Annotated in this window: 14 protein-coding genes; 10 read left to right on the forward strand and 4 right to left on the reverse strand. The window is 63.4% G+C overall.

The window, feature by feature from the left end; translation table 11 throughout:
• The first annotated feature begins 1 nt into the window (after window position 1).
• From yidD to IB277_RS05235, 5 genes are all read left to right on the forward strand, one after another.
• Window positions 2-376 carry a membrane protein insertion efficiency factor YidD gene (gene yidD, locus IB277_RS05215; RefSeq protein ID WP_089044573.1) on the forward strand — a complete coding sequence of 125 codons (375 nt, stop codon included), beginning with the start codon at window positions 2-4 and terminating at the stop codon, window positions 374-376.
• Window positions 373-801, forward strand: coding sequence for a DUF2267 domain-containing protein (locus tag IB277_RS05220; protein WP_060516848.1), 429 nt, complete (start codon window positions 373-375; stop codon window positions 799-801). The genes yidD and IB277_RS05220 overlap by 4 nt, the downstream gene beginning before the upstream one ends.
• 11 nt (window positions 802-812) lie before the next feature.
• Window positions 813-1,352: a DUF1697 domain-containing protein gene (locus IB277_RS05225; RefSeq protein ID WP_090295809.1), complete on the forward strand. Its 540-nt coding sequence runs from the start codon at window positions 813-815 to the stop codon at window positions 1,350-1,352.
• 224 nt (window positions 1,353-1,576) lie between these two features.
• Entirely contained in the window at window positions 1,577-3,559 is a 1,983-nt protein-coding gene (thrS, locus tag IB277_RS05230) for a threonine--tRNA ligase (RefSeq protein WP_060582497.1), read from the forward strand.
• Window positions 3,560-3,638: 79 nt separating this feature from the next.
• A complete protein-coding gene (locus IB277_RS05235; protein WP_060516850.1) occupies window positions 3,639-4,478 on the forward strand; it encodes a lysophospholipid acyltransferase family protein in 840 nt (279 codons plus the stop codon).
• Window positions 4,479-4,511: 33 nt separating this feature from the next.
• Here the strand turns inward: IB277_RS05235 and IB277_RS05240 are convergent, their stop codons facing one another.
• The gene (locus IB277_RS05240; RefSeq protein WP_060516851.1) at window positions 4,512-5,525 is read right to left on the reverse strand and encodes a hypothetical protein; all 1,014 of its coding nucleotides are present in this window, start codon (window positions 5,523-5,525) and stop codon (window positions 4,512-4,514) included.
• 100 nt (window positions 5,526-5,625) lie between these two features.
• On the opposite strand from IB277_RS05240, the gene IB277_RS05245 reads away from it, so the two are divergent.
• Window positions 5,626-6,210, forward strand: a complete 585-nt coding sequence (locus tag IB277_RS05245; RefSeq protein WP_034795936.1) for a nitroreductase — start codon at window positions 5,626-5,628, stop codon at window positions 6,208-6,210.
• Window positions 6,210-6,812 (forward strand): flavin reductase family protein, encoded by a 603-nt coding sequence (locus IB277_RS05250; RefSeq protein WP_034795932.1) that lies wholly within the window; start codon window positions 6,210-6,212, stop codon window positions 6,810-6,812. Before IB277_RS05245 ends, IB277_RS05250 begins: the two co-directional genes overlap by 1 nt.
• 22 nt (window positions 6,813-6,834) lie before the next feature.
• On the opposite strand, the gene IB277_RS05255 is transcribed toward IB277_RS05250, so the two are convergent.
• Window positions 6,835-7,533, reverse strand: coding sequence for a hypothetical protein (locus IB277_RS05255; protein WP_090295761.1), 699 nt, complete (start codon window positions 7,531-7,533; stop codon window positions 6,835-6,837).
• A gap of 74 nt (window positions 7,534-7,607) precedes the next feature.
• On the opposite strand from IB277_RS05255, the gene IB277_RS05260 reads away from it, so the two are divergent.
• Window positions 7,608-8,744 carry a DUF2336 domain-containing protein gene (locus IB277_RS05260; RefSeq protein ID WP_090295758.1) on the forward strand — a complete coding sequence of 379 codons (1,137 nt, stop codon included), beginning with the start codon at window positions 7,608-7,610 and terminating at the stop codon, window positions 8,742-8,744.
• A 30-nt stretch (window positions 8,745-8,774) separates the two neighbouring features.
• On the forward strand, window positions 8,775-9,794 hold the full coding sequence (locus tag IB277_RS05265; protein ID WP_090295755.1) for an aldehyde reductase: 1,020 nt from the start codon (window positions 8,775-8,777) through the stop codon (window positions 9,792-9,794).
• A gap of 15 nt (window positions 9,795-9,809) precedes the next feature.
• On the opposite strand, the gene IB277_RS05270 is transcribed toward IB277_RS05265, so the two are convergent.
• A complete protein-coding gene (locus tag IB277_RS05270) occupies window positions 9,810-10,223 on the reverse strand; it encodes a hypothetical protein (RefSeq protein ID WP_034795922.1) in 414 nt (137 codons plus the stop codon).
• Between the two features lie 220 nt (window positions 10,224-10,443).
• Here IB277_RS05270 and IB277_RS05275 point away from each other — a divergent pair, with 220 nt between their 5' ends.
• Entirely contained in the window at window positions 10,444-10,911 is a 468-nt protein-coding gene (locus IB277_RS05275) for a GNAT family N-acetyltransferase (RefSeq protein WP_090295753.1), read from the forward strand.
• A gap of 99 nt (window positions 10,912-11,010) precedes the next feature.
• On the opposite strand, the gene parE is transcribed toward IB277_RS05275, so the two are convergent.
• Entirely contained in the window at window positions 11,011-13,071 is a 2,061-nt protein-coding gene (gene parE / locus IB277_RS05280; protein WP_034795915.1) for a DNA topoisomerase IV subunit B, read from the reverse strand.
• Between the last annotated feature and the right edge of the window lie 121 nt (window positions 13,072-13,192).

Below are 13,192 nucleotides of genomic sequence, written 5' to 3' on the forward strand. Positions count from 1 at the left end.
GATGTGCGGCGAACCGAATTGCCGGCACGCTGCACATGAAAAGGCAGCGCCAGCGGTCCGTGGCCGAAACTGGTCGGGCCCCTTTCGCAAGACCCCCGGGCGGCTCTTAGGCATGGCGCTGATCCGCGCCTATCAGCTCACGCTTTCGAGCTTTATCGGCAATTCGTGCCGACACCTGCCGACCTGTTCGGAATATGGCTACGAGGCGATTGCCCGCCATGGCTTCTGGGCCGGAGGCTGGATGACGCTGTTTCGCGTGGCGCGCTGCGGGCCGGGCGGAACGCATGGTTTCGATCCTGTGCCGGAGCGGCTTGAACCGCGCCTCGTATGGTACGCGCCGTGGCGCTTTTGGCGGCCGCGGCCGAAGATTGGATGACCGCCATGCCCATGCCGATGGAGTATCGTCAGGCTTCCTTAGACTTCGAGCGCTTCCTTCTCGATGCCCGCGACTTGGCCGGGCTGCAGACGACGAACCAGGCCTATACGATGGTCCAGGCGGTACTGCAGACGTTTCGGCGCCGGCTCGATATCGAGGATGCCATTCTGTTTGCCGACATCCTGCCGCCTGTCATCCGGGCGATCTTCGTTGCCGAGTGGGACCTTGAAGAGCCGCGGCTCCCGTTTTCGGGTCGCATCGCCATGACCCGCGAGGTACAGGCGCTGCGCCCGGATCACAATATTTCCCCGGACAGCGCCATTGCAGACGTCGCTGGCGCCTTGCGTCGCAACATCGACGAGGCGAAACTCGACCGGGTGCTCGCCCGGCTGCCGGCGGGCGCTGCGGATTTCTGGCGCGCCTGACAAGGGGAATGATGAACAGCTACGTCGCCTTGCTTTACAGCATCGTTCTCGGGCCCGGCCGCCGGGTCGTCATGGCTGACCTCAAGAAGATGGCCGAAGGGCTCGGCTATCAAGCGCCGCGGACGTTGGTCGCAACGGGCAATCTGGTGTTTCAGACCGGACAAACGTCCACTCGGGACCTCGAAATGCCGCTTGAGAAGGCCTTTGCCGAGACGTTTGGCCGGCACGTCGACATTCTTGTCCGGTCGGGCGCCGATTGGCAGACGCTTGCCGCAGCCAATCCCTTCCATGAGGAGGGCGAGGCGGACGCGGCGCAGGTTCATGTCCGGGTGATGCGCGAACCTTTGACGGAAGCGGCGCTCGAAGGGCTTCGGCGCTACTGCACCGCCGGCGAGCGACTGGCGATCGTCGATGGCGATCTCTGGGTGCATTTCCCGGGCAAGGCGAGCGAATCGAAGCTGCTCGGCGCCATGACTACCAAGCGGCTGGGCATCGGGACGTTCCGCAACTGGAACACCGTGAAGGGGCTTTGCGAGATGCTGCGCAGCTAGCCTCCGCCGCAGCCTTTGCCTTTACTCACTTTCGAAAACCCTTTATCAGGCTACGGCGTGTTTCCGCGGGTCGTCCTCCGGCTCGGGGAAAAACACGCAGCAATCCAAAGCACTACAGCGATCTCTGCGCGTCTGACGGATGCGACGCTGTATTGTCAATTCACCGGCCCTGCCGGTCAACCATACCACCCGCATTCGTTGGCGGGACTGGATAGGAGATCAATATGTCGAATCCTGTTTCCCTTACATTTCCTGATGGCTCGGTGCGCGAATATCCCTTCGGCACGACCGGCCGCGACGTGGCAGAATCGATTTCGAAGTCGCTCGCCAAGAAGGCGGTTGCGATCGCGCTCGACGACGAGCTGCGCGATCTGTCCGATCCGGTGACCAATGGTCGCCTCGAAATCGTCGTTCGTGACGACAAGCGCTCGCTCGAACTGATCCGCCACGATGCCGCGCACGTGATGGCGGAGGCCGTTCAGGAACTGTGGCCGGGAACGCAGGTGACCATCGGCCCGGTCATCGACAACGGCTTCTATTACGACTTTGCCCGCAACGAGCCCTTCACGCCCGACGACCTGCCGCTCATTGAAAAGCGGATGAAGGAGATCATCGCCCGCAACAAGCCTTTCACCAAGGAAGTCTGGTCGCGCGATAAGGCCCGCCAGGTTTTTGCCGACAAGGGCGAGGCCTACAAGGTCGAACTCGTCGACGCGATCCCCGAAGGGCAGGATCTCAAGATCTACTATCAGGGCGACTGGTTCGATCTTTGCCGCGGCCCGCACATGGCCTCGACCGGCCAGATCGGCACCGCCTTCAAGCTGATGAAGGTGGCCGGCGCCTATTGGCGCGGCGACAGCAACAACGCGATGCTGACCCGCATTTACGGCACCGCCTGGCACACCCAGGAAGAGCTCGACCAGTACCTGCACGTGCTCGCTGAAGCCGAAAAGCGCGACCACCGTCGCCTCGGCCGCGAAATGGACCTGTTCCATTTCCAGGAAGAAGGCCCGGGCGTCGTCTTCTGGCATGGCAAGGGCTGGCGCATGTTCCAGACGCTGGTTGCCTATATGCGTCGCCGGCTCGCCAACACCTATCAGGAAGTCAACGCGCCGCAGGTGCTCGACAAGTCGCTCTGGGAAACCTCGGGTCACTGGGGCTGGTACCGGGACAACATGTTCAAGGTGACCGTTGCCGGTGACGAGACCGACGACGAGCGCATCTTTGCGCTGAAGCCGATGAACTGCCCGGGCCATATCCAGATCTTTAAGCATGGCCTGAAGTCCTATCGCGAACTGCCGGTGCGCCTCGCCGAGTTCGGCAACGTTCATCGCTACGAGCCGTCGGGCGCCCTGCACGGGCTGATGCGCGTGCGCGGCTTCACCCAGGACGACGCGCATGTCTTCTGCACTGACGAGCAGATGGCGGAAGAATGCCTGCGCATCAACGACCTCATCCTCTCGGTCTACGAGGACTTCGGCTTCAAGGAAGTCGTGGTCAAGCTCTCCACCCGTCCGGACAAGCGCGTCGGTTCCGACGAGCTCTGGGATCGCGCCGAAAGCGTGATGACGGACGTCTTGAAGACGATCGAGGCGCAGTCGGAAGGCCGAATCAAGACCGGCATTCTGCCGGGCGAGGGCGCCTTCTACGGTCCGAAGTTCGAGTACACCCTGAAGGACGCGATCGGTCGCGAATGGCAGTGCGGCACGACCCAGGTCGACTTCAACCTGCCGGAGCGTTTCGGTGCCTTCTACATCGACAAGGAATCCGAAAAGCGCCAGCCGGTGATGATCCACCGCGCGATCTGCGGCTCGATGGAACGCTTCCTCGGCATCCTGATCGAGAACTTCGCCGGCCACATGCCGCTCTGGGTTTCGCCGCTGCAGGTCGTCGTCGCGACGATCACTTCGGAAGCCGACGACTACGGTCGCGAGGTTGCCGAACTCCTGCGTGATGCAGGGCTGACTGTAGAGACCGACTTCCGCAACGAGAAGATCAACTACAAGGTCCGCGAACATTCGGTCACGAAGGTTCCGGTCATAGTGGTCTGCGGCAAGCGCGAAGCCGAAGAGCGCTCGGTCAACATCCGCCGTCTGGGCTCGCAGGCCCAGACCGCCATGTCGCTCGACGAGGCGATTGCATCGCTTGCGCTCGAAGCCATGGCGCCGGATCTCAAGCGCAAGGCAGAAAAGAAAGCTCGGGGTTGAGACCCCGAGCACTTGCTTTGTCAGCAAACTGTCATATTAGCGGAATATCCGGATAAGATCGTATCCATCGGAGATTTCCGTGCAGTTCAAAGAGCTGTCCTACGCCAATGAGAACGACCGGCGCCTGAAGCGCTGGTTCATTCGCTCCATGGAAGGCCTGTCGGGCCGCAACCGCTATGCCAAGCTTTATACGCGCTGGCGGTCCGACATCGTCGGCAAGAGCGAGCGCGTCTTCGGGGAGATGTTGCAGCTCATCGATGTGACGCTGCAGACAAAAGGCGAGTGGCCGCCGCGGAACCTGCCCGATACGCCGATCGTCATCATCGCCAATCATCCTTTCGGCATCGGCGACGGCATCGCCGTGCTGGCGCTTGCCGAACAGCTCGGCCGTCCCTTCCGCGTCCTCATCAACAACGAACTGCTGAAGGTGCCGGAAATGGCGCCTTACTCGCTGCCGGTATCGTTCGAAGAGACGAAGGAGGCGCTAGCGGTCAACATGGCGACGCGCCATGAGGCGCTGCGACTGCTCAAGGAAGGCGTGACCATCGTCATCTTCCCGGCCGGCGGCGTGGCGACCGCGCCGAAGGGTTTCGGCCGGGCCGAGGACCTGCCGTGGAAGATCTTTCCGGCAAAGCTCATTCAGGCGGCGCGGGCGAGCGTGATCCCGATCTACTTCGAAGGACAGAACGGGCCGTTCTTCCATCTGGCGAGCAAGATTTCACTGACGCTGAGACTGTCGCTCTTGATCCGCGAATTCCGGCGTCTGTCGGGAACGACGATCGCGGCGCGCATCGGCGGCGTTCTCACGCCCGAGGATCTCGGTGCCTGTGGTGATCGCAAGGACCTTTTGGCGCGCATCTATGAAGCGGTCTTTTCCATGGCGCCGCCGCGTCGGCGGTTCATGCGACGGGCAGGCTGACGTCAGGTCAACTGCGTTCCGTCACGTCGAAGCTCAGTCCTGTGCTTCCGACACGACGCTCGCATTGGTGTTCGCATTGTTGCCGCCGCTGCTGAGCAGTACTTCCACGTCCATGTTGACGCCGGCCTTCACGGTGAAGTCGCGCTCGTAGATCTTGTCCTTGTAGCGCGCCACGGCGGAATAGCTGCCTTCGAGCAGAACCTGCGTCGGGAAGGCGCCGTTGGCTTCGCTCACCGTATCGCCGGCGGAGGTGAGGATCGTCCAGGCGGTGTTGGCGATCGCTTCGCCGCCCGGTTCCGAAACCAGCTTGAGCGTGAGCTTGGCGGCGCGGTGCTGCATGGTTGCTTCGGTCAGCTTGCCGGCTTCGACCTGGATGTCTGCCGCGGTCGAGGCGTTGGTCGTGCCGCCATAGCTGGAGGTCACGTGATAGGTCCCGGCGCCCAGCCGGACCACCGTGTTCGGCTTGACGTCCTCGACGATGAGCGCCCGTTCGCCGTCGCTCTTGGTGTCGGCGGAATAGACGTCGAAGCTGAGTTCGGCCGGTGGGATGCGCACGTCGCTGCCGGAGACGGCATTGAGCTTCATGCCGCCGGCATCGAGCACCAGCACCTGCTTGTCGAGCGCGCCTTGCTCCGGCACGCGGACCTTGCGCGTGGCCGAGGCGCGTCCAAAGGAGACATTGACGAAATACTCGCCCGGTACCAGATTGAACGCTGTCGAGCCGCCTTCCGACGTTGCGAGAAGCGGCAGCTTGCCGTCGCTTCCGGGGATCGGGCTGAACACACGCCAAGTGAGCCCGGCCTCGACCGGTCCGCCTTTTTCGGTCAGCAGCGCCTCGAGCTTGATATCCTTCAGGGTGCCGTCCGCCAGCGGATCCGATGTCATCGGGCTGAAGCCCGTCAGCTTCGGCATCTTGCGCGGGCCGGCGATCGAGGGGAAACTTTCAAACGCCTGGGTCGCATCCTCTGCGAACACATTTCCCGTAGCGGTGCCGGCGACAAGGATCGCAAGACCGGTCTGAAGGAAAATACGAGAGAGTGCACGCATGAGAACAGTTGACTTCCTGACTGAGTGACTCCACTTGGGACGCCGGTATGGCATTTTCGTGGCTGCCTGTGGGGCGGCAAATTAGTGGAATTCATCTGACATGAAAACCGAAATTAAGCTCGTCGACTACCTGACGTCCCGTCGCTCCATCCCCGCTTTCCAGATGGGAGGTCCCGGTCCCGGCAAGGCCGAGGTCGAGGAAATGCTGAAGCTTGCTTCGCGCGTGCCGGACCACGGCAAACTCGCGCCCTGGCGCTTCATCGTCTATCGCGGCGAGGAGAGGGTTCGCATCAGCGCCAAGCTGAAGGCAATGGCGCTTGAGCTGAAGCCGGATCTGTCGGAAGAGATGATCAAGGTGGAGGAAACCCGCCTGTCGCGTGCGCCTGTGGTCGTCGCCGTCGTCAGCACCGCCGCGCCGCATTTCAAGATCCCGGAATGGGAACAGGTCATGTCCGCTGGTGCCGTCTGCCTCAACCTGCTGATGGCCGCCAACGCCCTCGGTTACGCATCCAACTGGCTGACTGAGTGGTATGCTTTCGACGAGCGCGCCTATCCGCTGCTGGGCGTGAAGCCGGGCGAGAAAATTGCCGGCTTCATCCATATCGGTACCGCCATGGTGCCACCGACGGAGCGGCCGCGGCCGGAGCTGGCCGAGATCGTCACCTGGGTTGGCGAGGAAGCCTGATGTTTTACGATACGACCTCGAACAGTCACGGCCTGCCGCATGATCCTTTCAAGGCGATTGTTTCGCCGCGGCCGATCGGTTGGATTGGCACGCGGTCGGCCGAGGGCGCGCTGAACCTCGCGCCCTATTCCTTCTTCAATGCCATCAGCGACCGGCCGAAGCTCGTGATGTTCTCATCGAGCGGCTATAAGGATTCGGTTCGCAACATCGAGGCAACCGGCGAGTTCACGGCGAGCTTCGCCAGCCGTGACCTGGCGGCCGCCATCAACAAGACGTCGATCCCGGCGCCGCATGGCGAGAGCGAATTCGAGATCGCCGGATTGACGCCGGTCGACGGCGCGCTGGTTGGGGCGCCGTTCGTCGGTGAAGCCTATGCCGCGCTCGAATGCCGGATGACCGAGATGTTCCAGCCCAAGGATCTGGATGGTGCATTGTCCGACAACTACGTCGTCATCGGCCAGGTCGTCGGCATCCACATTCGCGAAGACGCGATCCGCGATGGCCGTTTCGACATGGCGACGGTCAAGCCGCTCGCCCGCCTCGGCTACATGGACTATTGCGACGGCGGCGACGTCTTCCAGATGACCCGCCCGACGCGCTGACGGTTACCGCGCCGGCTCGGCGTCATAGGCTGCCGGCGATGACTGCTTGCTCGGGCGAGCGGCAGACGACCGAAGCGAATCCGTCGTTCCTGCTTTGTGAAAGCGCCCAGCGTGTGGCTGCCGCATCGGCGGTGGGCGGCAGCACCTCATAGGCGCGGATGCCGGCCTCATGGGCCCTTAGCACCACATTGGCGCGACCCGCGAGCACGGGCGCGGCCACGCCCTGATGCGCGGCACTCGCCGGCTCCTTGCAGCCGACTGCCTTTGCCAGCGCCGAGCCGTTGAAGATCAATCCTTCTAGTCGCTGCGAGCACCCCGCCAGTGTGTGCGGCGACAGCAGGCCTTCGGGTGCTGCGCCGTATTCGGCGTAAATCCGGGTGCGATTGGCTGGAAGGCCAATCCTTGCTTCGGCAACCCGCAGCATCACGTCGAGCTTCTGTATGTCCGCGCGGCCGCGGCATCCGGTAAGCACGACGCCATCGATGCCGCTATCAAGCAGCCAGTGTACGTCGTCTTCATGGAGCAGCCCGACCGGTTCCACACAGGCGAGCAGCGCGAGATCGCGTCCTTCCATCCGGGCGAGGCCAAGACGCGTTTCGTGGCCGAGGCCGGCAGTCAGGATCAGCCCAGCCAATGTGTTGAGAACGCTCACGTCCAGGCTAAGCGCGTCGTCGTCCGCAAACAGCAGCGGCCTTATGGTTTGGAGGCGGTTAACAGACATGGTGAACCAATCTTAAACCTTTGCTCGCTAGGCTTAGAACATCGGTGGCATTGGCGTGGTCTAGTGGGGCGTAGGTGATCATACAAGCATTTCTTCGCTGGGTGGAAACGGCGAGAACAGGCGAACGCATTCGCGCCGCCAGCGCGCTCGGCCGCGCCTATGTCGAGGCGCAACTGAATGGCCTCGATCGTCGCGCCGCCGAGATGGCGATGACCTTCCTGCTGGACGATCCGTCGCCCAAAGTTCGCCTTGCCTTGGCCGAAGTCCTTTGCGGTTGCTCTTCCGTGCCGCGCGCCATCATTCTTGGTCTTGCCGGGGACCAGCCTGAAATTGCCTATCTCGTCGTTTCGCATTCTCCCGTCCTGACCGACGACGACCTGGTCGACCTCGCGGCTCGGGGAACGCTGGAGACCCGCGCGCTGATCGCGGCGCGCAGTTTCGTTTCGCGCGGGGTCGCCGCTGCGATCGCCGAAATCGGCGACGAAGACGAAATGCTGATCCTGCTCGAAAACCCCGGCGCTCGTCTGTCGCGCCGTTCGCTGAAGCGCATTGCCGAGCGTCTTGGCCATTCGGCTTCGGTTCGTGACCTGCTTCTTGCGCGCAACGACCTGCCGAGTGCCGCCCGCCACGCGCTTGTCGAAGAAGTCGGTGCAGCACTTGCCGCCTTCGGCCTCGTACAGGTGACGATTGGAGAAGGTCGCGTGCAGCGGGTCACCCGCGAAGCCTGCGATATCGCCGCCGTCGGCATGGTTGGAACGACGGCCGTCGAGGAGCTGCCGGACCTCGTCACGCATCTGCGCGAGACCGGCCGCCTGACGCCCGCCTTCCTGCTGCATGCGCTCGTGACCGGCCGTGCAGAGTTTTTCTCGGCCGCAATCGTCGACCTCTCCGGCGTCAGCGAAAAACGCGTGCGTTCCATCCTGTCCGGTGGGCGCGTCCACTCGATCCGTGCCCTGTTCGAAAGCGCCGGGCTCGGCCGCGACGTCAGCGAGACGTTTGCGACAGCGGTCCTCCTGTGGCGTCAGGACGGGCCGGGTTCAATCGGCGGCCACGCGACGGTCTCGGCAGAACTGCTCGTGCGCCTGCGACGTGGACGGGCAACATCGCCGACCGACGCAGCGATGATCGATCTGCTCGAGCGCCTGGCATTCGCCGAGGAACGCCAGTCGGCCCGTGACTACGCGGAACTTGCCGCACGCCAGGCCGCCTGATCGCGACCCGCTTTAGCGAGGAATGGACCCATGAACGCGAGGACCGCGACCGTTGCCGTGACCGGAATCGGCGGTTTTGTCGGACGGCACGTCGCGCTCGCCTTGCTGCGCGAAGGTTATCCTGTGCACGGCACGGTTCGCGCGCTCGGGCGCGCCGAGGAGATCGAGCGATCCATTCGCGCGGCCGGTGGTACGGATGCCGCGCGCCTGACGTTTGGAGAGGCGGATCTCCTGAAGGAGCGGGGCTGGGCTGAGGCCTTTGCCGAGGTTTCCTACGTCGTCCACACCGCCTCGCCATTTCCGGCTCGCTTGCCTGCCAATGAAGATGACCTGATCGGGCCGGCCCGTGACGGCACGCTGCGTGTGCTCAGGGCAGCCCATGCGGCCGGTGCCAAACGCGTCGTGCTCACGTCGTCGGTCGCCGCGGTCATCTACGGGGCAGGGCGCGCGCCGTTTACGGAGGACGATTGGACCGATCCGCAGTCATCGCTTGCGACACCCTACTACCGCTCCAAGACCTTCGCCGAACGCGCGGCCTGGGACTATGCGGCTGACAGCGGCCTGGAGCTTGTGGTCATCAATCCCGGAATGGTCCTCGGGCCGGTTCTTGGCCATGAGATCGGCACATCCGTCGCCGTGGTGCGCAGCCTGCTCAAGGGGAACTATCCCGCCTTGCCGAAGTTCGCCGTGCCGGTTGTCGACGTCCGCGACGTGGCGGATGCGCATGTGCAGGCCTTAAGCGTCGCCGCAGCGGCAGGCGAGCGTTTCCTGATTGCGGGAGAGGCGCTTTCCCTTGCGGATATCACGGCCATCCTCCGGCGCAGGTTCCCTGAACATGCGGGCAGGCTTCCGAGGTTCGTGCTGCCCAATTGGCTGGCAGGGCTTGCCGCCCCCTTCGATGCGGGCCTGCGCCTCATCGTGCGCGAACTCGGGCATGACCCCCGCATTTCCAACGAAAAGGCGCGCCGTGTTCTCGGGTGGCAGCCGCGCTCTGCCGAAGAGGCCGTCGTGGCCTCGGCGAACAGCCTGATTTCGGCCGGCCTCGTCTGAGGCGTGCTTGGCGCGTCAGTCGGTAAAGCGGCGCGCGACCCAGGAATAGCCATCTTCGACATAGCGCACCGGCTTCGTGACGATGGTCTTCAGCTTCTCCCGATCGGGGATGGCGCCCGACAGGAAAGCCAGCGTGCGTTTCGGCAATCCTTGCTCGGGTTCCGGCTCCGCTGCCGGAACGGGCAGCGCCTGGTTCTGCTGGGCGCCCGGTGGCGGCGCGGGGATTTCGGCGACGCTGGGCGCCGAGCTCTCGCATACCGCAACGACGACCGGATAGTTCGCATTGGAAAACTTCGGCAGTTGCGCGTTCGAAGCCGTGTCGCACTGCGCGATCGATGGCCAACTGCCGTTGACCGTCGAGATGTACTGGCATTGGCTGACGTCGTGGTCGCAGCCGAGAATGGTCATGACTATCAGCGCCGCTTGCATCGCATTCCCATCGTCTTTGCAGGTTGTGGTGGATCAACCTATGCCTGCATGATTCTCCTCGAAATAGGGCGATGCTGCCGGCAGCGCGGAACAAATTGTTTCAGCCTGTTAGGCGGATTGATGGGGAGGCATACGAGCCTGCGCCATTTGACGTATTGGTCCGGGCGTAGGCCGGCGGTAGTTTGGCGCAAAACCATGCCTGAATGAAAAGGACGACCGATTGCCTGCCGTAATCATAGCCCAGGAGACGCCGCGCCAAGCTGAAGTTCTGCGTCTCCTGGAACTCTCTGACGCCTACGCCGCCTCGCTCTACCCCGCCGAGAGCAATCACATGGTCGATCTGTCGAACCTGGAAAAGCCGGAGGTATCGTTCTTCGTCGCACGGCGTGGCGGCGATACCATCGGCTGCTGCGCCCTGGTTGATGCCGGTGACGGGACTGCGGAAATCAAGCGCATGTTCGTCGATCCCGAGGCGAGGGGGCTGAGGGTCGGTAAGTTGTTGCTGCAGGCGCTGGAGGTGCGCGCGGCGCAACTCGGACTGGTGGCAATCCGCCTCGAAACAGGCATCTATCAGCCCGAAGCGATAGGCCTTTACAAGGCGGCCGGCTACGTCGAGCGCCCGCCGTTCGGGGGGTATCAGCCGGATCCGCTGAGCCTCTTCATGGAGAAGCCCGTTCACGTTGCGTAAGCTCGAGCGGCCTTCAAACCCTGAATACAGAAACGGCGGCCTGTGAGCCGCCGTTTCTGTATGGATTATTGTGATCCTGCTTGCCGGCAGAAAGCCGGCTCAGATGTCCAGGTTGTCCGCAAAGACAGCGCGCTCCTGGATGAAGCGGAAGCGGGCATCCGCCTTCGTGCCCATCAGGTTGTCGACCGCTTCGCGCGTGCCCTCGAAATCGACATCGTCGATCTCGACCTTGAGCAGCGTGCGGAACTTCGGATCCATTGTCGTTTCCTTGAGCTGCGCCGGCAGCATCTCACCGAGACCTTTGAAGCGGCCGATCTCGACCTTGCCGCGACCGGCAAACTCGGTGCGCATCAGCTCCTCGCGGTGCGCGTCGTCGCGGGCATAGAGCGTCCTTGCGCCCTGGCTGATGCGATAGAGCGGCGGCACGGCGAGATAGAGGTGACCGCCGCGGATCAGTTCGGGCATCTCCTGGTAGAAGAAGGTGATCAGCAGCGAGGCGATATGCGCGCCGTCGACGTCGGCGTCGGTCATGACGACGATGCGCTCGTAGCGCAGATCCTCTTCCCGGTACTTGCTGCGGGTGCCGCAGCCAAGCGCCTGGATGAGGTCGGCAATCTGCTGGTTGGCGCCGAGCTTTTCTCGACCAGCGCTCGCCACGTTGAGGATCTTGCCGCGCAAGGGCAGGATCGCCTGGTTGGCGCGGTTGCGCGCCTGCTTCGCCGAGCCGCCCGCCGAGTCCCCTTCGACGATGAAGAGTTCGGCGCCTTCAGCGGTGTTCTGCGAGCAGTCGGCAAGCTTGCCGGGCAGGCGCAGCTTGCGCACGGCCGTCTTGCGGTTGACTTCCTTTTCCTTGCGCCGGCGCACGCGCTCCTCGGCGCGCTCGACCACCCAGTCGAGCAGCTTGTCGGCCTCGGCCGGATTGTCGGTAAGGTAGTGGTCGAAGGGGTCACGCAGCGCATTTTCGACGATGCGTTGTGCTTCGACTGTCGCTAGCTTGTCCTTGGTCTGGCCGACGAATTCCGGTTCGCGGATGAACACGGACAGCATGCCGGCGGCCGAGATCATCACGTCATCCGTGGTGATGAGCGCTGCACGCTTGTTCTGCTTCAGCTCGGCATAGTTCTTCAGTCCCTTGGTCAGCGCGATGCGGAAGCCCGCCTCGTGCGTACCGCCCTCAGGCGTCGGAATGGTGTTGCAGTAGGAATGAACCTGCTGGTCGCCGCCATACCAGGTGACCGCCCATTCGAGCGAACCGTGACCGTTGGCCTTCTCCGATTTGCCGGCAAAGATCTCGCGGGTAACGGTGAATTCCTTGCCGAGCGTCGCCGCCAGATAGTCCTTCAGGCCGCCAGGGAAGTGAAAGACGGCCTTGTCCGGGATCTCCGAACCTTCCTGCAGCAATGACGGATCGCAGGACCAGCGGATCTCGACGCCACCGAAGAGATAGGCTTTCGAGCGCGCCATGCGGAAAAGCCGGCCGGGCTCGAAATGCGCGTGCGGTCCGAAAATATCCGGGTCCGGATGGAAGCGGACGCGCGTGCCGCGGCGATTGTGCACGTCGCCGAGTTCCTCGAGCCCGCCCTGCGGAATGCCTCGGGAGAAGCGCTGGCGATAGAGCTTGCGATTGCGGGCGACCTCGACTTCGAGCGCGTCGGAGAGTGCGTTGACGACGGAAACGCCGACGCCGTGCAAACCGCCCGAGGTCTCGTAGGCCTTGCCATCGAACTTGCCGCCGGCATGGAGCACCGTCATGACGACTTCGAGCGTCGACTTGCCGGGGAATTTCGGATGGTTTTCGACCGGGATGCCGCGGCCGTTGTCGGTGACTGTCAGGAACCCGTCCGCGTCGAGATGGACCTCGATGAAGTTCGCATGGCCGGCGACCGCTTCGTCCATCGAGTTGTCGATGACTTCGGCAAAGAGATGGTGCAGCGCCTTCTCGTCGGTGCCGCCGATATACATGCCCGGACGACGACGGACCGGCTCAAGGCCCTCGAGCACCTCGATCGCCGACGCATCGTAATCGCTGCCATCGCTGCCTTTCGGGGCAGGGCGCGGCTCTTCGCGCGCGATGGGGGCTGCAGCCACGGCCGGCTTGGCGCTCGGCTGTACGGCCTTCGGTTGCTCGGGCATTGAGAAGAGGTCGCTGTTGTCGTCCATGGGGCCGTTCGGATCGTTCCTGTCGTTCGGGAATGCCAGAGGCCATAGCAAGCCCCAGGCTCTGCCGCCATCCCCCGGCGGTCGAATCACCTGAATTCTGCCAGACTCTCACAGGATACGC

Origin of the sequence: Ensifer sp. ENS07 (genome assembly GCF_014852185.1) — a bacterium.
GTDB lineage: Bacteria > Pseudomonadota > Alphaproteobacteria > Rhizobiales > Rhizobiaceae > Ensifer > Ensifer adhaerens.